The sequence below is a fragment of the Variovorax sp. dw_954 genome (assembly GCF_018449755.1).
GTDB lineage: Bacteria > Pseudomonadota > Gammaproteobacteria > Burkholderiales > Burkholderiaceae_C > Variovorax.
In genome coordinates this window covers 211,173-231,465 of the sequence record NZ_JAAVVD010000007.1, presented here as the reverse complement: position 1 = coordinate 231,465, position 20,293 = coordinate 211,173, and the positions used below count along the sequence as shown (strand labels likewise).

The window sequence follows — 20,293 nt, the reverse complement described above, 5'->3', positions numbered from 1 at the left end:
TTGCGGACTGGAGTTTATCCACCGGCGCACCCCGACTGACTGCCAAAACATGCCACCGTGCTTCCACTACGCGAACGCAGTGCACTTTTGGAGTAGCCTTCCGAGCCCAGAGAACCAAGGAGATTTTCAAATGGCCGCCCCCCTGTCACCGGCAGAAGAAGCGCTGCGCGAAGCAGCCCGCGAATACCACCGCAGCCCCGTCAAGGGCAAGATTTCCGTCACGCCCACCAAGCCGCTGATGAACCAGCGCGACCTGTCGCTGGCCTATTCGCCGGGCGTCGCCTACCCCTGCCTCGACATCGAGGCCGACCCTGCGATGGCAGCCGAGTACACCTCGCGCGGCAACCTGGTGGGGGTGGTCACCAACGGCACCGCTGTGCTGGGCCTGGGCAACATCGGCCCGCTGGCGAGCAAGCCGGTGATGGAGGGCAAGGGGTGCCTGTTCAAGAAGTTCGCCGGCATCGACGTGTTCGACATCGAACTGGCCGAGAACGACCCCGACAAGCTGGTCGACATCATCGCCGCGCTGGAACCCACGCTCGGCGGCATCAACCTCGAGGACATCAAGGCGCCCGAGTGCTTCTACATAGAGAAGAAGCTGCGCGAGCGCATGAACATCCCGGTGTTCCATGACGACCAGCACGGCACCGCCATCATCTCGGCCGCCGCCTTGCTCAACGGGCTGGAACTGGTCGGCAAGAAGATCGAGGACGTGAAGATCGCCGTCTCCGGCGCGGGCGCGGCGGCCATCGCCTGCCTCGACGTGATGGTCGGCCTGGGCGCGAAGATCGCGAACATCTATGCGGTCGACTCCAAGGGCCTGATCTACGAAGGCCGTGCCGGCGGCTTCGACGAATCGAAGAAGCGCTACGCCCAGAAAGATACGGGTGCGCGCACTTTGGCCGACGTGGTCGACGGTGCGGACGTGTTCCTCGGCTGCTCGGCGCCCGGCGTGCTGTCGGCCGACATGGTCAAGACCATGGGCACGCAACCGATCATCTTGGCGCTGGCCAACCCGGAGCCCGAGATCCGGCCCGAGCTGGCCAAGTCCGTGCGGCCCGACTGCATCATCGCCACCGGCCGCTCGGACTATCCGAACCAGGTCAACAACGTGCTGTGCTTCCCCTACATCTTCCGCGGCGCGCTCGATTGCGGCGCGAGCAAGATCACGGAAGAGATGAAGCTGGCCTGCGTGCGCGAGATCGCCGACCTGACCAAGGCCGACATCAGCGAGGAAGTGGCCACTGCCTACGAAGGCCAGGAGTTGGCTTTCGGCCCCGACTACATCATTCCGAAGCCCTTTGACTCGCGCCTGATCCTGCGCATCGCGCCGGCCGTGGCCAAGGCCGCTGCGGAATCTGGCGTGGCGGCACGGCCCATCGAGGACATAGAGGCCTATCGGCAGCACCTGATGCGCTTCGTCTACCAGACCGGCATGTTCATGCGCCCGGTGTTCAGTGCGGCCAAGGTTGCCACCGCCAAGCGCGTGGCATACGCCGAAGGCGAGGACGACCGCGTGCTGCGCGCCGCGCAACTGGCCGTGGACGAAGGCCTCGCGCGACCCATCCTCATCGGGCGCCCGAACATCATCGAGGCGCGCGTGAAGAAGGCCGGCCTGCACCTGCGGCTGGGCGAGGACGCCGAGGTCGTCGACCCCGAGAACGATCCGCGCTTCCGCAACTACTGGGAGGCGTACCACAAGATCATGGGCCGCCGCGGCATCACGCCCGACGCCGCCAAGGCCATGGTGCGCCGCTCCAACACCACCATCGCAGCGCTGATGGTGCACCTGGGCGATGCCGACGCCATGCTGTGCGGCCTGGTCGGCCGCTTCGACAGCCACCTGAAGATCCTGCGCGAGGTCACGGGGCTGAAGCGCGGTGCGCCCGGCTTTGCCGCGCTGAACGCGCTGACGCTCGACAAGGGCACGCTGTTCATCGCCGACACCTTCATCCACGAGGACCCGAGCGCCGAGATGCTGGCCAGCATCGCCGTGATGGCTGCCGAGGAGGTGCGCCACTTCGGACTGCCGCCCAAGGTGGCGTTCCTGTCGCATTCCAATTTCGGCTCGTCGGAGCGGGCCTCCGCACGCAAGATGCGGCTGGCGCGCGACCTGTTCTCGCGCATGGCGCCCGACGTCGAGTGCGACGGCGAGATGAACGGCGACGCCGCGCTGTCGGACGAAGTGCGCAACAAGGCGCTGCCCGAGAGCTCGCTGAAGGGCGAAGCCAACCTGCTGATCTGCCCGAACCTCGACGCCGCGAACATCCTGTTCAACGTGCTGAAGATGACCGGCAGCAACGGTGTGACGGTGGGCCCGATCCTGATGGGTGCGGCAGCTTCCGTGCACATCCTCACGCCGAGCGCCACGGTGCGGCGCGTGGTCAACATGACGGCGCTGGCGGTGGCGAACGCTGGGATCCAGAAGTAGGGAGCCGCCTCGAGGCCGCAGGCCGGGGACATTCGCGGAGGGGAATACCCGCTGTCCTCGGCCCGCGCTCCGCCGGACGCACCTCACGGCTTCGGCAGCGCCTCCAGCCACTGCTGCATCTGCGTCTTCCAGAACTTCGCCATGCCGGTGGTGCCGTGCCCGCGCGTGTCCTTGCTGGCCGGGATCAGGTAGAGCTTCGCGTTCTTCACGCGCTTGAGTTCGCGCTCCATGATGCCCAGCTCCGGCGGGTTGCGTTCATCGTCGGCGGAGTTGATCGCGAGCACCGGTACGCGGATGCGCTCGAGCTGCGGCGATGGGTTGTAGTCGCGCGATGAATCCCACTGGTAGAGGAAGTCGTTCGCATCGGGGGTGAACGGCGCCGCCAGGCGCGCGTCCAGCAACTTGTCGGCGGCTGCGCGTGTCGGCGCCTGGTCCTGGTAGGCCAGCGTACCGCCGATGGAGACGATGCCGAAGAACGCATTCGCCACGCGAACGGCCTGCGGTTGCGTGGTGTAGTTGCCGTTGTTCCATGCGGGGTCGTTGCGGATCGAATCGATGACCATGCGCCGCATCATCCAATTGCGGCCGGACATCTCGGAAGGCTGCGAGGCCATCGGCACCAGCGCGTCCATGAAGTCGGGATGCTGCTCGCCCCACATCCAGGTCTGCATGCCGCCCATCGAATTGCCGATGACGAGGCGCAGGTGCTTCACGCCAAGCCCTTCGGCGAGCAGGCGATATTGGCCCTGCACCATGTCGTCGTAGTTGTAGCGCGGGAACTTCGTGCGCAGCCCGTCCGATGGCTTGGCCGACTTGCCGTGGCCCACCGCATCCGGAAGGATGATGAAGTACTTCGCGGCATCGAGCGGCTGGCCCGGACCGAACAGTTCCTCCCCGAAGGCCGGCGACAACATGCTGCCGCCGGAGCCCGCCGTGCCGTGCAGCACGAGCACCGCCTCATTGGCGGGCGAGCCGAGCGTGGTGTAGTGCAGGCGCACCTCCGGCAGGACCTCGCCGGTGCTGAAGCGGAAGTCTTTCGCGACCCAGTCACCCTCGCTCGCGGGCGGCAAGGCGGCGGCCGATGCGGTGAGCGCGACGGATGCAAGGAGGAACAGGGCAGCGCAGGCCCGGCGCAGTGTTGTTGTCATGGGGTGTCTCCGTGAAAGCCGCGGTCGCGGCCAGGCCACTTTAGGCACGACATCGAGCGCTTGCCCATCAGGGAGTGCACCGAGGTGCGATGACGCCCCGCACCGACACAAGGCACGCTCGCGGGTTGGCACCATTTGCGTGCGGCCCCGTTTTTGCTTGAATCCCTCGCACTGCTCTCCCTCTCTCCATCGGATCCCAGAATGAACAAGCGTCAGTTGATCAAGAATTTCCTCGCCGTGTCGGCCCTGGGCCTGGGCCTCGCCGCCACGGCCATTGCCCAGACCGCCACGCCCATCAAGTTCCAGCTCGACTGGCGCTTCGAAGGCCCCGCTGCCCTCTTTCTGCACCCCGCCGCCAAGGGCTACTTCAAGCAGGCCGGCCTGGACGTGACCATCGACGCGGGCAACGGCTCGGGCGGCGCCGTCACGCGCGTGGCTTCGGGCGCCTACGACATGGGCTTTGCCGACCTGGCCGCGCTGATGGAATTCCACGCCAACAACCCCGACAGCCCGAACAAGCCGGTCGCGGTGATGATGGTCTACAACAACACGCCGGCGTCGGTCATGGCGCTCAAGAAGAGCGGCATCACCAAGCCCTCCGACCTCAACGGCAAGAAGCTGGGCGCGCCGGTGTTCGACGCAGGCCGCCGCGCGTTCCCGATCTTTGCCAAGGCCAACAACATCACCGGGGTCAACTGGACCGCGATGGACCCGACGCTGCGCGAAACCATGCTGATGCGCGGCGACATCGACGCCATCACCGGCTTCACGTTCACCTCGCTGCTGAACCTGGAAGCGCGCGGCACCAAGGCCGCCGACGTGGTGATCCTGCCCTACGCCGATAACGGCGTGAAGCTGTATGGCAACGTGATCATCGCGTCGCCCAAGCTCATCAAGGAGAACCCGGCCGCCATCAAGGCTTTCCTCGCCGCCTTCACCAAGGGCGCGAAGGAAGTCCTCGCGAACCCGGCCGTGGCCGTCGAGTCGGTGAAGGCGCGCGACGGCATCATCGACAGCGCACTCGAGACGCGCCGGCTCAAGCTGGCGATCGACACCGTCATCAACAGCCCCGATGCACGTGCCGAAGGCTTCGGCGCGGTGAACTCGGGGCGGCTGTCGCTCATGGCATCGCAGGTGTCCGACGCCTTCAACACCAAGAGCCGCGTGAACCCGGATGCGGTGTGGACCGCGGCCATGCTGCCGCCCGCCGCCGAGCTGAACATCCTGCGCAAGTGATGGGCGCCGCCGACGCGACGCCCGAAGCGCCCTTCGTCGACTTCCAGGACGTCTGGCTCGCCTACAACGAGGAATTGCTCCGCGCCAATCACTTCGCGGTCGAGGCCATCGACCTGAAGGTGAAGCGCGGCGAGTTCATCGCCATCGTCGGGCCGTCGGGCTGCGGCAAGTCGACCTTCATGAAGCTGGCGACGGGGCTGAGGATGCCCTCGATCGGCAGGATCCGTATCGATGGCGCACCCGTGACGGGGCCGCTCAAGATCTCGGGTATGGCTTTCCAGGCGCCGTCGCTGTTGCCCTGGCGCACGACCGTGGACAACGTGCTGCTGCCGCTGGAGATCGTCGAGCCCTATCGCTCGTCGTTCAAGGCCAGGCGCAAGGAATACGTGGAGCGTGCGCGCAAGCTGCTGCAGAAGGTCGGCCTGGCCGGCTATGAAGACAAGTTCCCGTGGCAGCTTTCCGGCGGCATGCAGCAACGCGCGAGCATCTGCCGCGCGCTCATCCACGAGCCGAAGATGCTGCTCCTCGACGAGCCCTTCGGCGCGCTCGACGCGTTCACGCGCGAGGAGCTATGGTGCATCCTGCGCGACCTCTGGACCGAGCAGCGGTTCAACGTGATCCTGGTCACGCATGACCTGCGCGAGTCGGTGTTCCTGGCCGACACGGTGTATGTGATGAGCAAGAGCCCGGGGCGCTTCGTGGTCCGGCGCGAGATCGACCTGCCGCGCCCGCGTGAGCTGGAACTGACCTACACCAAGGAGTTCACCGACATCGTGCTGGAGCTGCGCGGGCACATCGGCGCCATCCGAAATACCGGCATCGGCGCGGCTCAAACCGCGGCGGCGGTTTCGCCATGAAGAACAGCAGGCAGATCGAGCGCTGGTCGCCGTGGATCCTGCTGGTGGCAGTGCTGGTGCTGTGGCAGGTGATCTGCGCGGGCTTCGAGGTGTCGGAGTTCATCTTCCCGAGCCCGTGGCGCATCTGGACCCAGTTCTGGGAGTTCAAGCTGATCATCGCGGGGCACGCGTGGCGCACCTTCTGGGTGACGATGGCGGGCTTCGGCCTGGCGATCGTGGTGGGCGTGCTGCTGGGCTTCGTGGTCGGCAGCTCGCGCCTGGCCTATGCAGCGATGTACCCGTTGATGACCGCGTTCAACGCGCTGCCGAAGGCGGCCTTCGTGCCGATCCTGGTGGTGTGGTTCGGCATCGGCGCGGGCCCTGCCATCCTGACCGCGTTCCTCATCAGCTTCTTCCCGATCATGGTCAACATCGCCACCGGGCTGGCCACGCTGGAGCCGGAACTGGAAGACGTGCTGCGCGTGCTCGGCGCGAAGCGTTGGGACGTGTTGATGAAGATCGGCCTGCCACGCTCCATGCCCTACTTCTACGCCTCTCTCAAGGTGGCGATCACGCTGGCGTTCGTGGGCACGACGGTGAGCGAGATGACGGCGGCGAATGAAGGCATCGGCTACCTGCTGATCTCGGCCGGCTCGGCCATGCAGATGGGGCTGGCCTTTGCGGGGCTGGTGGTGGTGGGCGCGATGGCGATGGTGATGTACGAGATCTTCAGCGCGATAGAGAAGCACACGACGGGCTGGGCGCACCGCGGTTCACAGGGCGAGTGAGTCGGGTCTTCTTCCCCTCCCCTCCGGGGAGAGGGAGCAAATCCCGGCGATGCCCATGGCGCTGAGGTCGAGCGGCTCGACGGGCCCGGATGTCGGATTCGGCGGGAACTGGCACCGGAAATCGGGCACTTCATCGGATTCGGCTGGAGCCGCCTCCTGGCCCGTCCTAAGCTGCGCAGATCCACGTTGGCCTTGACAGCCGGCGGCAATGATGTCAAACCGGCGCGCAGCCCCCAGCGTGGGAGGCGAACAGGCTCCGCGAAGACTCCTGGCTCGAGGCTCGCATGCGAGATCGGCCGATAACCACAGGATCAAAGGCAATGTCATGGCCGGTGTTCCGTTCCAGCGCCATCGCTCGTGGTTCGAGAACGTCGCGATCTGGCTGACGGCCGGCGTCGCCTGCGCGCTGATGCTCGCGTCGTTCGAAAGCCTGTGGCTCTTCTTCCTCGAGTCCTTCTCGGACGCGTGGCCTGAGTTTGCCTGGTGCTTTCTGCGTGCCCTGGTGGCGGTGGCGGCATTGCTTCTGGTCTTGCGGCTCGGCACGGCATGGCTGCCCGAGCGCCGGGCGCTGCGCTGGCCGGCGTTGGCGCTGGTGATCTTCACGGCCGCCGCTGCGGGTTGGTTCGCCGAAGACGGCCTGACGCTTGTGCTGAGCGGCGAGCCCGTCTCGGATGGCGAGCGGCCCTACATGCTGCACACGATGTTCGTGCTCGCGCTGCTGGTGGGCGTGCTCGGTGAATATCGCTGGGCAAGCCTTCGCGCGGCGGCGGCGCTGCATGAAGCCGAATTGAATCGCGTCCGGCTGGAGAGCGAACTGGCGGCGGGGCGCTTGCAGGTGCTGCAGGCGCAGATCGAGCCGCACTTTCTCTTCAATTCGCTGGCTAACGTGCGCCGGCTGTTGCGCACGGACGGCAGGGCGGGCCGCGCGATGCTCGTCGACTTGATGCTCTACCTCGAAAGCGCGCTCCCGCGGATGCGCGACGACAGCTCGACGCTTGCGCGCGAGGCCGAGCTGATCCGGGCGTTCCTCGCCGTGCACCAGGTCCGCATGGGCGCGCGGCTCCAGTTTCACATCGACGTTCCACACGCTCTCGGCCGGCACATCGTGCCGCCGATGATGCTGCTGACGTTGATCGAGAACGCGCTGAAACACGGGTTGAGTCCGCTCGCCGAGGGCGGATCGATCAGCATCGTCGCCACCGAAGCCAACGACATGCTCGTGCTCCAGGTGGCCGATACGGGGCACGGTCTCGTGCCGGGGTCGGGCGGTGGCACCGGCCTGGCCAACATCCGTGCGCGCCTGAGGGCGATGTACGGTGCGGCGGCGGGCTTGTCGCTGCAACTCAACCAGCCGCGTGGTGTCGTGGCGCAAATTCACTTCCCTGTGCATGCGGTGTGAAGGTGCTCTCACACAAGAGACTCACGATGCCGCGCTCGTGCCTCGGCGCGTGGGCGGCGCGAGCCTGGCGTCGGATGGGTTGGCGGCACGTGCTGCTGGCGCTGCTGATCTCCATCGTGCGTAATGCAATCAATCCGCTCGGGGGGATTTTCTTTCCGCCAGTGGAACTGGTCGACCCCCTTGTTCCTTACCTCGAAGGCGCTTGGGCGGTCGCCAATATTCCAGTCATATATGCCGTGCTGATCGCCGACGAGGCTTTCGATGATGGTGTATCCCCGCTGCGTGCATACGGGTTGGCCGTCATCGCGCTCGTCGTTTTCGATCCGGCCATCACACGGCTGTACGGCCTTGTCTTCGAATTCCAACGATCCGCTGAACCGGGTCCAAGCAATTTCATCACGGGGCAGGATGAGGGCGTGGCACAGCTCGTGTGGTGGATGTTGGTCGCGTTGTACGAATTCGGCTTTGGCGTGTCGATCTACGCCTACTGGCGCGTCACGCAACGGACGACGCGCCGGGCCCAGGCTGCCGAAACCGAACGCGTGCGCAGCGAGCAGCGGGTGCAGACGGCGCGATTGCTCGCCCTTCAGTCGCGCGTCGAGCCGCAATTGCTGTTCGATGCGCTCCGGCGGGTTGGCGACTTGCACGATCGCGAACCACAGGCTGCAGATGCCTTGTTGGCCGAACTGATCACGTTGCTGCGCGCCATGCAGCCCGGTGGGGGCGCCGACACCTCCACCATCGAGCGGGAGTTTGCGCTCGTCGAGGCCTGGCTGCGGGTGTCGGGGAGTGCGGGGCGCGCGCGTAACCGAATCCGGCTGCACATGACGCCCGATAGCGCCAAGATCGGCATCGCTCCCATGCTGGTGCTGCCGCTGCTGCGCGAAGTGCTGGCGGTGCCGCGTGCCACGGAGGTCGAGTGGTGCCTGGACGCAGAACTCGTCGGGCAGCGTCTGATCGTCACGCTGCAGCCGAGCCCCGCTGACCTGACCGGGATCCCGGGCGTGCTGGCGCAGCCCAATCTCGCGCCGCTGCACGAGCAGCTCTGGCGGCTGTTCGGGCAGACCGCCCGCCTGGCCGTCTCGGCGGCCCCGCCGTGCCTGACGCTCGATCTGCCTCTTCTGCTGGGAGACCACGATGACCACGGCATTGATCGCTGAAGACGAACCGGTACTGGCCGCGGAAATCCGCGAGGAACTGGGGCGCCTGTGGCCCGGGCTGGTCATCTGCGCCATGGTGCACGATGGCCACGAGGCGCTGCGCCAGATCGAGCGGCATCGGCCGCAGGTGCTGTTCCTGGACGTCAAGATGCCGGGCCTCACCGGGATCGAGGTTGCGCGTGCGATGGGCACGCGCGCCCATGTGGTCTTCATCACGGCGTTCGACCAGTACGCGGTGCAGGCCTTCGAGGAGGGCGCCGTCGACTACCTGCTCAAGCCCCTCGACCCGGCACGCCTGGCGCGGGCGCTGCACCGCGTGAAGGAGCGCCTGGCCGCGCCGCCGGCCGACATGAGCGGCCTGCTCGAGCAACTCCAGCGTCGAGCCACCAGCGATCGCTTGCGCTGGATCACCGTCCTGCGCGGCGCGGACATCCACCTGATCACCGTGGAGGACGTCTGCTACTTCCGGGCCGACAACAAGTACATCGCCGTCGTCACGGCCGAGAGCGAATCGCTGATCACGACGCCGCTGAAGGAGTTGGTCGAGCGGCTGGATCCGGAGATGTTCTGGCAGATCCACCGCGGCGTGATCGTCAACATCAATGCGATCAAGAGCGTGCGGCGCGCGCTGGCAGGCCATCTCGATCTCCGCCTGAAGGAGCGTCCGGAGACGCTGCGGGTCAGCGCGGCAAACGCGCATCTGTTCAAGCACATGTAGCGCCATGAACTGGATTCGTCCGCGCCTGTCGCGGTTCGTCCGGGATTTCGGGGCGTTCGTCGGAAGAGCCCGCCGCTACGGGCGGCAATGCCTATGCTGGCACCGCGTAGCCGGGGCGCTTGACCATCGACGATCGTCGAGGCGAGGTGTACAGTGCCCTACCCCCCGGTCAACGTAGTCCACGGCCCGTATGTTCCAGAAGAACAGCGATGAATGCCCTTAGAAGGAAGACATCGGCAGTCTTGGTCGTCACCCTCTGCGCCGCCGCATCGCGGGCCCAAGCCTGCGGCGAAGTGATGCTTCGCGCGCTCGGTACGATGCGCTACCACGCCTTCGTGACCCACAATCCAGCGGCCATACTTCTGTACTCGGACGGTCCGGCGGGCAACGCCAGGCGCCCTGCGGCCACCGATGCCAGGCTCCATGACAACCTGGAGAAGGTGGGCCACAAGGTCAGCATGGCGCGAGGATCGGGCGAACTGGGGCATGCGCTGGCGCAGAATCACTACGACGTGATCGTCGCCTACGTAGACGACATGCTGGCAGCAACCGGCCAGATCGCGAAGGCCGCTCCCGAGCCAAAGCTGATCCCGGTGCTCGACGAGGCTTCGCACGAGCGCGAAATGCGAGCGCGCTTTCCGCGGCTCGTGACCGGGAACTTCAACGACCTGCTCAAGGCCATCGAGCAGGCGATGAGTGCCTAGCGAACCCACCGTGTGCTCGAAACACGAACGAGGGCGCCCCTCTCGGCGCATGGGGCTGCCCGTCCGTGGGGGCTTGCTGCCAACCTTGCTGACCACCATGGGCGCGATCTGCGCAATGCCGTGTGCCGCGCAGATCGGCAATGCCTTCGTGGTGCCCGCGCTCGATCTGACCGAGCAAGACAGCACCGCCAAGGGACACGGCTGGATGTCCATCGGCTATCAGAACACCTACATCGACGGTTTTTTCGCGCCGGTACCAGGCGGAAAAGCGCCGATTGGTGCTGTGCGAGTGCAAAGCCTCTCGCTCAACGCGGAATACTTCTTTGCGGACAGCTGGTCAGCGTACTTGGGCATTCCGTTCATCGAAAGCCGCTACGGCGGCGACTCGCCGCACTGCGTCTCCCAGGCGCCGCCGCAATGCCGAGGCGCAACGGTGCCCGTGCAGCCGCACCCCGAATCGAAATTCCTCGACGACGGCCATTACCACGGCACGTGGCAGGACTGGAACGTCGGCGTGGCCTATCACACCAATGTCGGCGACTATCTGATCAAACCGTCGGTCACGGCGTACATACCCAGCCACAACTACACCTTCTTCGCGCAAGCCGCGCCCGGCCAGGATTTGCGGAAACTGGAAGTCGCGGTGGAGGTCGCGCATCAATTCGAATTGAGCAATATCTATTACCGCGTGAACGTGGGTCACGTCTTCGCCGAGAAGACGCTGGGCCAAAGCATCGACCACAACCGGCTGGACCTTGAACTGGGCTACTTTCTCAACGATGCATGGACGGTCAAGGCGTTTGCTCTCGGCAAGAAGGGCCATGGCTACACCGGGGACTATGACCAGACCACCGAGCTCTGGTATCACCACGATCAGCGCGCCATGCACAACTACGCCAGTGTCGGCGCCGGTTTTGACTACCGCGTCGGGGAAAAGGACACGCTGTCCGTGACGGTGCAAAGGCTTGTCTGGGGACAATTCGTCTTCGACTTCAAGTATTCGATCGACGCCCACCTGACGCACTCTTTCTAGAGTGACGCGATGCCGGCGTTGCCCAGGAAGCGGTCCGACGCCGTCTCCACGAGGCGGCGCTGCACGAACGAATGGCGCGCGGCACCGGCGAGTTCCGCGTCCGGGACCGCTGCCAAGGTGTCTTGCGCGTGCGTGCCGAAGGGCGCGAAACTGAGGATCGCGATTCGCAGGATGGCGAGGAGCCCGTTGCGTGTCATGTCGACTCTCCGAGGGTGGCCTGGGATCAAAGGTACCCAGGTCCAGCACGAGCGGCCAGCCCGATCCGATGAATGCACGCCGGTACAGGACGAATCGAAACCTGCGTGGATCAACGCATGCCTGTGTCACCGGCGCGATCACGCAGAGCCTGAACGCCTGCTACGAAACCCAGACATCACTTCGCATCGCCAGCACGGAGACGGGCTCGACTCGCCCGCGAGTCGACACGGCGCCGAGGCCAGCTTCGTCGCCGCGGATTCTGGTTCGTCGCCCGGTTTGCCGCTTTCGTCGCTCCGGGATCGCGAGCGCCAGCGGGTTGCGCGATGCTGGCGCACGGATTCCAGGTCCCAAGGAGCAGCCGAATGATCGCCAAACGAACGATGATCCATCGTCTCCTCATGGATGAGCCGCTGAGCGAAGCGCCTGGCGCCCAGGTTGCTGTCCTCCTGGTCTTTGCCGGCTTCGAGTTCGATCCGCGGCGAGACGAGTTGCGCAAGGGCGGCGCCCCGATAGCGCTGCGGCCCAAGCCGCTCGCCTTGTTGCGGCATTTGCTGAAGAATCCCGCACGCCTGCTCATGAAGGATGAGCTGATCGCAGCACTGTGGGGCCCGACGGTGGTCACCGACGATTCGCTCGTTCAGTGCGTGGGAGATCTGCGTGCTGCTCTTGACGATCGGGACTTGCGCTTGATCAAGACCCTGCCGCGTCGTGGTTACATGCTCGACACCACCGTCGAGGTGGTAACGCCGGGACCTGTCAAGGCTGCTGCTGCGGCAACCCGACCAGTTTGGTTCCTCGGCACGTCCGCTTTCATGCCAGCGGACGCAGGCGAGATGGACCAAAGCCTGCTCGAGCTATTTCACGCGATGCCCCGTGAGAGTCGGCTAAAGCTGCTCTCGCTTCTCGTCAGGCCCGACCCTCGCAACGCTTTGTCTCGTCGGGCATAGCCCGGATTTGCCCCCTCTCCCCGAGGGGAGAGGGAGTAAAGCCCTGTCAAACTGCGCCGATGACCCAAGACCAGATCCTCCGCGCGCTGCGCCGCGCCAACGAAGTCGCCCAACGCGCCATGACCATGGGCCGCCACCCGTTCGGCGCGGTGCTCGTCGCCCCCGATGGCGAGACCGTCATCGCCGAGCAAGGCAACATCGACACCGTGCATCACGCCGAGGCCACGCTGGCGCGCACCGCCTCGCTCAACTACCCCGCCGATTACCTCTGGCAGTGCACGCTGGTCACTACCTTCGAGCCCTGCGCGATGTGCGCCGGCACCGCCTACTGGGCCAACATCGGCCGCGTGGTCTACGGCGCGGAAGAGGCGGCGCTGCTCGCGCTCACCGGCGACCATCCGGAGAACCCGACGCTGTCGCTGCCTTGCCGCGAGGTCTTCGCGCGCGGGCAGAAGAAGATCGAGGTGGTCGGGCCGGTGGCCGCGGTCGAGGAAGAAATGATCGCCACGCACCGCGGCTTCTGGGAGCGCCGGGGGCGGAGCTGAAGCTCTTCCCGCAGCCGCCTACCCAGCCGGAATCGTCACCAGCGGCATCACCTCCCTCGCCCCCGTCTCGGCCAGCGTGGACAGGATCATCACCATCGCGAAGGTGCGCTTGGACGGGATGTCGCGATCGTCGATCCAGAACCATTGGGTGCGGTAGGGCACCGCGACCAGCGCGTCCCCCGGTCGCTCCGCACTCGCCTTGATCTTCAGCAACCGCCCCAGCGTCGCGCTCGATGGCGCCTGGCTCGCACCGGCCCGGCCGTCGCGCAAATCGACCTCCGGCACCTCCACATATTCGCCCAGGCTCACGAGGATCTGCAGCATCGAACGCGTGAGCATCGCGATCTCGCCGGTGCTGGCAGACGCCGCGCCGAAGCCCACCCGGAATTCATTGCGGCCCGTGGTCAGGCGCAACAGGGTGCGCAGTTCCTGGAGCATGGCCTCTTCATCGGGCGAGCGTGTCCGCGAACTGAAGAACAGGACCACCGCCTGGTCGGCCTTGTCACCCTGCACCCGCATGCCCAGCACTTCCGAGTCCTGCAGCCTGCGCATCAGGTCGACCAATCGTTCATAGCGCCCGGCTTCCCGGCCGGTGCTGTCGATGCCGTTGACGCTGCGCACCACCACGCGCAGCACCAGGTCGATCGGCCAGCCCGCCTGCATGGCGAACAGCACGGCCGCCGGCGGAATCGGCGTGAGCATGCTGCGATTGAATTGCGCGCCAGTCAGCGGCGAATAGGTGATGGTCGGGCGGTCGGTCCACTTGCCCTGCGCGCCGAAACTCAGGTTGCTGGACGGCGGGACCAGCGTGTCATGGGCCCGCACGCCACCGAAGGACACGGTGCTTTCCAGCGTGTAGCCGCTGACGATCTGCGAGACCTCCAGGAACACCGGCATGTCGGAGTAGCGCGTGCGCACGATGTTGAGCAGCGTCTGCTCCTTCCACGAGCGCGCGACTTCGCCGTTGTAGTCGAAGCGGTCGCGCGCCACGGTGGGCGGGCCGACCCCCGCACAGCCCGCCAGCGACAGTGCGGTCATGCACAGCGGCGCCTTCAGGAATCGCCTGCGGTCGGACAAGGTCATGCGTTGCTCCTCGCGGTGCTGGCGCGGCCCGCGCTGCGCCGGGCGGCATGCTCGTTCGCGTTGTTGCGCGCGATCTTGAACGCAGGCCCGGTGGCGGTCAAGCGCCGCAGCGGCCACCTGAGGGCGCTCGGGTCTCATGCGACTTTGCAATCGAGCGCAGAACAAGGCGGAGCGCCGCAGGCAGTACCGCAGCACGGCAAGGCAACGCCGCCATGCGTTGGATTGCGAAGTCGTATCAGGCCCTGAGCGCGGCCTCGACGTCGCGGTGGAACCGGGCCGCGCCGCACTCCGTGGCGCCGAAGTACAAGGCCTCCTGCGCACCGCTGGCCAGCGTGGATTGCGCCGACACGCCCAGCGCGAAGTCCTCGTCGAGCGCACCCCAGAACGACGCCACGTTCTTGCGCCAGTAGTTGACGGACTTCTCGGTCGTCGGCAGTTCGGGCACCAGCGTGCTGCCGATCACGCGGCAGCGGTCCAGCGCCTCCGGCAGCACGGTGAACGCATTGGCATGGTCGCCCTCGTGCAGGATGAAGGTGGCCGGGAAGAAGTAGTAGATGATGTTGGCGTGCGGGCCGACCTGCCATTCGCCGGTGGGCCGCCCGCGCAGGCCTTCGATGCTGCGCTTGGGCAGGAACATGCGCTGGTGCTGCCGGTCGTGGTCTGCCACCAGCAGGTTGTCGTAGAACATCGGCGCAATGCTGTCGCGGTGCGCGTACTGGAAGTGATACGACTCGAGGTTGCCCTCGAACGGGATCTTCCAGTTGGTGGCGTTGTCGAACGCGCGTTCGCTCACCGGCTTCCAGCTGTCATAACCCCAGTTGCGCAGGTCGTTGCCGAAGCGACCGAGCCAGGCGGCCATGTCGATGGCACCGCTCTCGCCCGCCTTGACCACGCGCGGCACCACCCACACCAGCCCCAGTGCCTCTGCCACCGGCACGCGGGCCAGGGAGCAGTCCGATGCGGGCGCATGCGGGAACTCGTTCGCGTGCGGCCTGCCGCGCAAGGCGCCATCGAGGCCATAGGTCCAGCTGTGATAGGGGCAGATCATCACGCGCTGGCTCGACAGGCCCAGCGCCTTGATGCGTGCGCCCCGGTGGCGGCAGGCGTTGACGAAGGCATTGATCTCGCCGCCCTCGGCGCGCACGATGACCAGCGGAATGCCCGCCACGTCGACGGCGAACGTATCGCCGGCCTTGCCCAGCGATGCCGATGGGCACACGGCCAGCGGGTACTGCCGGAAGATCTTCTCCACTTCCTGCTGGTAGCGCGCCGCATCGAGGTAGCGCGACACCGGGCTGATATCGGGCTCGCCACGCTCGCTGCCTCTGGATTCGATCAGCGCGAGGGCGCGCTGGATCATTGCGACTTGTTCTTCGTGTCTCATTGGGGCTGTCTCCTGCCCCGGAATTCTGTCAGATCAATACCGTCTCGATCTCGGTCTTGACCTCCGTCATGAGCCGATGCAGCGGGCACTTGCCGGCCACGCGCAGCAACTCGGCGCGCTGGTCTTCACTGAGTGGGCCGGTGAGCTTCAGGGAAGTCTTCAGGCGATAGGTGCCCTGGCGCTCCTGCGAGTTGTCGCGATCGACCGTCACCTCGATGTCCTCCAGCGGCATCTGCTTGCGCCGCGCATAGAGCAGCACGGTGAGCGCCTTGCACGAGGCCAGCGAGGCGTCGTAGAGGTCGTGCGGCTCCGGGCCTTCGTCCTTGCCACCGCCCGCGGGCGACGCGTCCAGGGCGATCTCGTGGTTGCGGATCTTCAGGATGTGGCGCGTGCCGGCCATGTCGTCGCGACGTACCGTGATGCTCATGGGAACTCCTTTGTCTGGGGGCGGGTGGATCAGGCGCCACCATAGCGCTCTCCGCCTGCTTACTTGACGGGCGCAGCAACGGGCGGTGCTGCCGAAGGCGCTGCAGGCGCTACGGGCGTCGCGGGCGCCGGCGCAGGCGGTGCGGTGGAAGCAGCCGGCGCCGGCGCGGCCGCGGCCACCACCGTGGGCGTCAACTGGTAGCTCCAGGTCTCGCTGAGTTGCTTGCCGCCGCCGACCAGCGCCGCGCGCAGCTCGACAGGAATCTTCGGGTCCTTCACCTTGATGCGGATCGTCACGCGCCAGCCCTTGATCGTGGGATTGCGCTCCAGCGTGCTGCTGATCAGGTCGGCGTTGCCGTCCACGCTCACCTGCGGCGTCACTGCGGCATCGGCCGGCATCGCCATCGGCGACGGGCCTTCGAAGTCGATGAGGAAGGCGGTCGTTCCGTCGGGCTGGCGGATCAGGTTGGCCTGGGTCTGCTCGCCGGTGGTGTGGATGGTCTGGCGGACCCAGGCCAGGTTGCGCGGCATCAGCGCGGCCTCATCCAGGGTCCAGTGCATGCGGTAGTCGAACTGCAGGGCCTGGCCTGCTTCGGGCTGCACGTCGGGCGTCCAGAAGGCGACGATGTTGTCGTTGGTCTCGTCGGCCGTAGGCAGCTCGACCAGCTCGACCTTGCCCTTGCCCCAGTCGCCCTTGGGCTCGATCCAGGCGGTCGGCCGCAGGTCGTAGCGGTCCTTGAGGTCTTCGAAGCGGGAGAACTCGCGGCCGCGTTGCTGCAGGCCGAAGCCGCGCGGGTTCTCGACGCTGAAGGTGCTGATCGCGACGGCCAGCGGATCGTTGAGCGGACGCCACAGGCGCTCGCCGCTGCCGGTGTGGATGGCCAGCCCGTTGGAGTCGTGGATGGCCGGGCGGTAGCTGCGCTTGTCGGTCTGCTGGTTGGGGCCGTAGAGGAACATGCTGGTCAGCGGCGCGATGCCCAGCGTGCCGACCTTGCCGCGCATGAAGATGCGGGCCTGCACATCGAGCACCGTATCGGCGCCGGGTCGCAGGGTGAACTGGTAGGCGCCGGTCGCGCGTGGCGAATCCAGCAGTGCGTAGATCACCAGTTGCTGGTCTTGCGCCGCGGGCCGCTGCACCCAGAACTCGCGGAAGTTGGGGAACTCCTCGCCGCCCGGCGGCGCGGTGTCGATGGCCAGGCCGCGACCCGACAGGCCATACACCTGGTCCTTGCCGATCACGCGGAAGTAGCTCGCGCCCAGCAAGCTCATGATCTCGTCTTCCTTGCCGGGCTGGTTGATCGGGTACAGCACGCGGAAGCCGGCGTAGCCGAGGTTCTGCGTGGCGCTCTTGTCCAGCGACAAGCCGCCGAAGTCGAAGCGCTGCGCGTCGTACCTGATCTCGCTCACGTCGTTGCCGACGATCTCGTTGATGGTCACCGGCGCATTGAACTGCATGCCCTGGTGATAGAAGTTGAGCTTGAAGGGCGTGGGCTGGTCGCGCCATCCGAACTTCGCCGGCAGCGGCTGGATCTTCGCGTAGTCGGCGAACTGCATCTGCGCGAAGGCCGGCGGCAGGTTGCTCACCGGCGCCACGTAGGGCGTCGCCATCAGGTAGCGCGCCTTGGCCACCACGTCGTCGAGCGAGAAGGCATGGGCCTGGGCAACGCACAGCATCAGCGAAGCGGCAGCAATGCATTTCGAGGCGGTAGGCAGCGTGCGGCGCACGAGGCGCGCGGCGGCGATAGGTACCACTGAATCTCTCCTTTGGGAACGAACGCCAATGTAGCAAGCCATCGAGCAAATCCCACGCCAAGACCCCAATGCGGGGCAATGGCTGACAGTAGACTCCGCCTTTCTGCAACACCATCGCAGCGACGTAAATCGATACCCCGCCCGCCGGGACCACAAGACATTCATCGAATGAAAAAACTCTACGTGCTGGGTCTGGTTGCCAGCCTTGCCTGCCATTCGGCACTGGCCCAGACGGGCAGCACGCCCGCCTCGACGCCAGCCCCCGCCGCAGCGACCCCGCTGCTCAACGACAAGCCCGCCTTCATCGCCGAACTGATGTCGCGCATGACGCTCGACGAGAAGGTGGGCCAACTCCGGCTCATCAGCATCGGCGGCGACATGCCCCTCACGCGGCTGGCCGACGAGATCGCTGCCGGCCGCGTCGGCGGCACCTTCAACTCGGTCACGCGCAAGGACAACCGCCCGCTGCAGGATGCCGCTATCCAGCGCAGCCGGCTCAAGATCCCGATGTCCTTCGCGTATGACGTGGTGCACGGGCATCGCACGATCTTCCCGATCCCGCTGGGACTGGCATCGAGTTGGGACATGGACGCGATCACGCTGACCATGCGCACCGCGGCCATCGAGGCCAGCAGCGATGCGGTGGACATGAGCTTCGCGCCGATGGTCGACATCTCGCGCGACCCGCGCTGGGGCCGCACCTCGGAAGGCTTCGGCGAAGACCCCTACCTCGTTTCCGCCGCGGCGCGCGCGGCGGTCAAGGGCTTCCAGGGCGCATCGACGAAGAACGCCGACAGCGTGATGTCCGCCGTCAAGCACTTCGCGCTGTATGGCGCGGTCGAGGGTGGCCGCGACTACGCCACGGTGGACATGAGCCCGATGCGCATGTACCAGGATTACCTGCCGCCCTACAAGGCCGCGATCGACGCTGGCTCCGGCGGCGTGATGGTGGCGCTGAACTCCATCAACGGCGTCCCCGCCTCCTCCAACATGTGGCTGATGCAGGACCTGTTGCGCAAGGACTGGGGCTTCAAGGGCGTGGCCTTCAGCGACCACGGCGCCATCGTCGAGCTGATCCGCCACGGCGTGGCCAAGGACGAGCGCGAAGCGGCCAAGCTCGCGATCAAGGCCGGCATCGACATGAGCATGGCCGACGAGGTGTACCTGAAGGAACTGCCAGGGCTGGTGAAGTCGGGCGAGGTTTCCCAGCAGGAGATCGACAACGCCGTGCGCGAGGTGCTGAGCGCCAAGTACGACATGGGCCTGTTCCACGACCCGTACCGCCGCATCGGCAAGCCCGCCGACGACCCGGCCGACGTCAACGCCGAAAGCCGCCTGCACCGCGCCGAGACGCGCGACGTGGCGCGCAGGTCGATGGTGCTGCTGGAGAACAGGAAGCAGACATTGCCCTTGAAGAAGGCCGGCACCATCGCCCTGGTCGGCCCGCTGGCCGACGCGAAGATCGACATGATGGGCAGCTGGTCGGCCGCCGGCGTGGCGGCGCAGTCGGTCACCTTGCTGGAAGGCATGCGCAATGCGGTGGGCGACAAGGCGCGCCTCGTCTACGCGCGCGGCGCCAACATCACGACCGACGAGAAGATCGTCGAGTACCTCAACTTCATGAACTGGGACAAGCCGGAGGTCACGCAGGACAAGCGCACACCGGCAGCGATGATCGCCGAAGCGGTCAAGGTCGCGAAGCAGGCCGACGTGGTGGTGCTGGCCGTCGGCGAATCGCGCGGCATGTCGCATGAAAGCTCCAGCCGCGTCAGCCTCGACCTGCCGGCCGGCCAGCGTGCGCTGGTCACGGCCCTCAAGGCCACCGGCAAGCCGCTGGTGATGGTGCTGATGAACGGCCGCCCGCTGACGCTGGCGCGCGAGCAGAAGGAAGCCGACGCCATCCTCGAGACCTGGTACACCGGCACCGAGGGCGGCAACGCGATCAGCGACGTGCTGTTCGGCGACTACAACCCCTCCGGCAAGCTGCCCATCTCGTTCCCGCGCTCGCTCGGCCAGATTCCCACCTACTACAACAAGCCGCGCCTCGGGCGCCCGTTCACCGAGGGCAAGCCGGGCAACTACACCTCGCAGTATTTCGAGGAAGTGACCGGGCCGCTGTATCCGTTCGGCTATGGCCTGAGCTACACCGACTTCAGCCTGTCGGACGTGACGCTGTCGAGCAGGACGATGGCGCGCAATGCCAGGCTGGAAGCGAGCGTGACCGTGAAGAACACCGGCCAGCGCGCCGGCGAGACGGTGGTGCAGCTCTACATCCAGGACGTGGCCGCGTCGGTGGTTCGGCCGGTCAAGGAACTGAAGGATTTCCGCAAGCTGATGCTGCAACCTGGCGAGGAGAAGGTCGTGCGATTCACCATCGATGAAGACAAGCTGAAATTCTTCAACGCGCAACTGAAGTACGCCGCGGAGGCGGGCCAGTTCAACGTGCAGATCGGGCTGGATTCGGTGGCCGTGAAGCAAGAGGGGTTCGAACTGCAATGACCCAAC

General features: G+C 66.2%; 18 protein-coding genes. 12 read left to right on the top strand and 6 right to left on the bottom strand.

Annotated features, from left to right (window positions below):
• Positions 1 to 130: 130 nt before the first annotated feature.
• Positions 131 to 2,431, top strand: coding sequence for an NADP-dependent malic enzyme (locus tag HB681_RS13955; RefSeq protein ID WP_213955417.1), 2,301 nt, complete (start codon positions 131 to 133; stop codon positions 2,429 to 2,431).
• Positions 2,432 to 2,514: 83 nt separating this feature from the next.
• Here the strand turns inward: HB681_RS13955 and HB681_RS13950 are convergent, their stop codons facing one another.
• A complete protein-coding gene (locus HB681_RS13950) occupies positions 2,515 to 3,579 on the bottom strand; it encodes an alpha/beta fold hydrolase (protein WP_213955416.1) in 1,065 nt (354 codons plus the stop codon).
• A 201-nt stretch (positions 3,580 to 3,780) separates the two neighbouring features.
• On the opposite strand from HB681_RS13950, the gene HB681_RS13945 reads away from it, so the two are divergent.
• The 8 genes from HB681_RS13945 (at position 3,781) to HB681_RS13910 (ending at position 11,453) form a co-directional block, all read left to right on the top strand.
• Positions 3,781 to 4,815, top strand: a complete 1,035-nt coding sequence (locus tag HB681_RS13945) for an ABC transporter substrate-binding protein (RefSeq protein ID WP_213955415.1) — start codon at positions 3,781 to 3,783, stop codon at positions 4,813 to 4,815.
• Complete coding sequence (locus HB681_RS13940) at positions 4,815 to 5,672, top strand: ABC transporter ATP-binding protein (protein ID WP_213955414.1); 858 nt, start codon at positions 4,815 to 4,817, stop codon at positions 5,670 to 5,672. Before HB681_RS13945 ends, HB681_RS13940 begins: the two co-directional genes overlap by 1 nt.
• Positions 5,669 to 6,439: an ABC transporter permease gene (locus tag HB681_RS13935; RefSeq protein ID WP_213955413.1), complete on the top strand. Its 771-nt coding sequence runs from the start codon at positions 5,669 to 5,671 to the stop codon at positions 6,437 to 6,439. Before HB681_RS13940 ends, HB681_RS13935 begins: the two co-directional genes overlap by 4 nt.
• Before the next feature lie 238 nt (positions 6,440 to 6,677).
• Entirely contained in the window at positions 6,678 to 7,838 is a 1,161-nt protein-coding gene (locus HB681_RS38730; protein ID WP_213955412.1) for a histidine kinase, read from the top strand.
• Between the two features lie 26 nt (positions 7,839 to 7,864).
• Positions 7,865 to 8,998, top strand: coding sequence for a histidine kinase (locus tag HB681_RS13925; RefSeq protein WP_213955411.1), 1,134 nt, complete (start codon positions 7,865 to 7,867; stop codon positions 8,996 to 8,998).
• Positions 8,976 to 9,716, top strand: a complete 741-nt coding sequence (locus HB681_RS13920) for a LytTR family DNA-binding domain-containing protein (RefSeq protein WP_213955410.1) — start codon at positions 8,976 to 8,978, stop codon at positions 9,714 to 9,716. Before HB681_RS13925 ends, HB681_RS13920 begins: the two co-directional genes overlap by 23 nt.
• A gap of 209 nt (positions 9,717 to 9,925) precedes the next feature.
• Entirely contained in the window at positions 9,926 to 10,420 is a 495-nt protein-coding gene (locus HB681_RS13915; protein WP_213955409.1) for a hypothetical protein, read from the top strand.
• Between the two features lie 85 nt (positions 10,421 to 10,505).
• The gene (locus HB681_RS13910; RefSeq protein WP_213955408.1) at positions 10,506 to 11,453 is read left to right on the top strand and encodes a hypothetical protein; all 948 of its coding nucleotides are present in this window, start codon (positions 10,506 to 10,508) and stop codon (positions 11,451 to 11,453) included.
• On the opposite strand, the gene HB681_RS13905 is transcribed toward HB681_RS13910, so the two are convergent.
• The gene (locus HB681_RS13905; RefSeq protein WP_213955407.1) at positions 11,450 to 11,650 is read right to left on the bottom strand and encodes a hypothetical protein; all 201 of its coding nucleotides are present in this window, start codon (positions 11,648 to 11,650) and stop codon (positions 11,450 to 11,452) included. The genes HB681_RS13910 and HB681_RS13905 overlap by 4 nt on opposite strands.
• A 363-nt stretch (positions 11,651 to 12,013) precedes the next feature.
• Between HB681_RS13905 and HB681_RS13900 the strand changes: the two genes are divergently transcribed.
• Together HB681_RS13900 and HB681_RS13895 are read left to right on the top strand one after the other, a co-directional pair.
• The gene (locus tag HB681_RS13900) at positions 12,014 to 12,598 is read left to right on the top strand and encodes a winged helix-turn-helix domain-containing protein (RefSeq protein WP_213955406.1); all 585 of its coding nucleotides are present in this window, start codon (positions 12,014 to 12,016) and stop codon (positions 12,596 to 12,598) included.
• A gap of 59 nt (positions 12,599 to 12,657) precedes the next feature.
• Entirely contained in the window at positions 12,658 to 13,143 is a 486-nt protein-coding gene (locus HB681_RS13895) for a nucleoside deaminase (protein WP_213955405.1), read from the top strand.
• Positions 13,144 to 13,161: 18 nt separating this feature from the next.
• Here the strand turns inward: HB681_RS13895 and HB681_RS13890 are convergent, their stop codons facing one another.
• From HB681_RS13890 to HB681_RS13875, 4 genes are all read right to left on the bottom strand, one after another.
• The gene (locus HB681_RS13890; protein WP_213955404.1) at positions 13,162 to 14,226 is read right to left on the bottom strand and encodes a hypothetical protein; all 1,065 of its coding nucleotides are present in this window, start codon (positions 14,224 to 14,226) and stop codon (positions 13,162 to 13,164) included.
• 235 nt (positions 14,227 to 14,461) lie between these two features.
• Positions 14,462 to 15,610, bottom strand: a complete 1,149-nt coding sequence (locus HB681_RS13885) for an aromatic ring-hydroxylating dioxygenase subunit alpha (protein ID WP_213955403.1) — start codon at positions 15,608 to 15,610, stop codon at positions 14,462 to 14,464.
• A 28-nt stretch (positions 15,611 to 15,638) separates the two neighbouring features.
• A complete protein-coding gene (locus HB681_RS13880) occupies positions 15,639 to 16,037 on the bottom strand; it encodes an OsmC family protein (RefSeq protein WP_213955402.1) in 399 nt (132 codons plus the stop codon).
• Between the two features lie 59 nt (positions 16,038 to 16,096).
• Entirely contained in the window at positions 16,097 to 17,710 is a 1,614-nt protein-coding gene (locus tag HB681_RS13875) for a glucan biosynthesis protein G (RefSeq protein ID WP_213955486.1), read from the bottom strand.
• A 246-nt stretch (positions 17,711 to 17,956) separates the two neighbouring features.
• Between HB681_RS13875 and bglX the strand changes: the two genes are divergently transcribed.
• Entirely contained in the window at positions 17,957 to 20,287 is a 2,331-nt protein-coding gene (bglX, locus tag HB681_RS13870) for a beta-glucosidase BglX (RefSeq protein WP_213955401.1), read from the top strand.
• Positions 20,288 to 20,293 lie beyond the last annotated feature (6 nt).

What these genes read in the sequence shown, in the direction of transcription:
- HB681_RS13955 (WP_213955417.1), top strand. Translation starts at nt 131, where the DNA reads ATGGCCGCCCCCCTGTCACCGGCAGAAGAAGCGCTGCGCGAAGCAGCC.
- HB681_RS13950 (WP_213955416.1), bottom strand. Translation starts at nt 3,579, where the DNA reads ATGACAACAACACTGCGCCGGGCCTGCGCTGCCCTGTTCCTCCTTGCA.
- HB681_RS13945 (WP_213955415.1), top strand. Translation starts at nt 3,781, where the DNA reads ATGAACAAGCGTCAGTTGATCAAGAATTTCCTCGCCGTGTCGGCCCTG.
- HB681_RS13940 (WP_213955414.1), top strand. Translation starts at nt 4,815, where the DNA reads ATGGGCGCCGCCGACGCGACGCCCGAAGCGCCCTTCGTCGACTTCCAG.
- HB681_RS13935 (WP_213955413.1), top strand. Translation starts at nt 5,669, where the DNA reads ATGAAGAACAGCAGGCAGATCGAGCGCTGGTCGCCGTGGATCCTGCTG.
- HB681_RS13925 (WP_213955411.1), top strand. Translation starts at nt 7,865, where the DNA reads ATGCCGCGCTCGTGCCTCGGCGCGTGGGCGGCGCGAGCCTGGCGTCGG.
- HB681_RS13920 (WP_213955410.1), top strand. Translation starts at nt 8,976, where the DNA reads ATGACCACGGCATTGATCGCTGAAGACGAACCGGTACTGGCCGCGGAA.
- HB681_RS13915 (WP_213955409.1), top strand. Translation starts at nt 9,926, where the DNA reads ATGAATGCCCTTAGAAGGAAGACATCGGCAGTCTTGGTCGTCACCCTC.
- HB681_RS13905 (WP_213955407.1), bottom strand. Translation starts at nt 11,650, where the DNA reads ATGACACGCAACGGGCTCCTCGCCATCCTGCGAATCGCGATCCTCAGT.
- HB681_RS13900 (WP_213955406.1), top strand. Translation starts at nt 12,014, where the DNA reads ATGATCGCCAAACGAACGATGATCCATCGTCTCCTCATGGATGAGCCG.
- HB681_RS13895 (WP_213955405.1), top strand. Translation starts at nt 12,658, where the DNA reads ATGACCCAAGACCAGATCCTCCGCGCGCTGCGCCGCGCCAACGAAGTC.
- HB681_RS13890 (WP_213955404.1), bottom strand. Translation starts at nt 14,226, where the DNA reads ATGACCTTGTCCGACCGCAGGCGATTCCTGAAGGCGCCGCTGTGCATG.
- HB681_RS13885 (WP_213955403.1), bottom strand. Translation starts at nt 15,610, where the DNA reads ATGAGACACGAAGAACAAGTCGCAATGATCCAGCGCGCCCTCGCGCTG.
- HB681_RS13880 (WP_213955402.1), bottom strand. Translation starts at nt 16,037, where the DNA reads ATGAGCATCACGGTACGTCGCGACGACATGGCCGGCACGCGCCACATC.
- HB681_RS13875 (WP_213955486.1), bottom strand. Translation starts at nt 17,710, where the DNA reads ATGCTGTGCGTTGCCCAGGCCCATGCCTTCTCGCTCGACGACGTGGTG.
- bglX (WP_213955401.1), top strand. Translation starts at nt 17,957, where the DNA reads ATGAAAAAACTCTACGTGCTGGGTCTGGTTGCCAGCCTTGCCTGCCAT.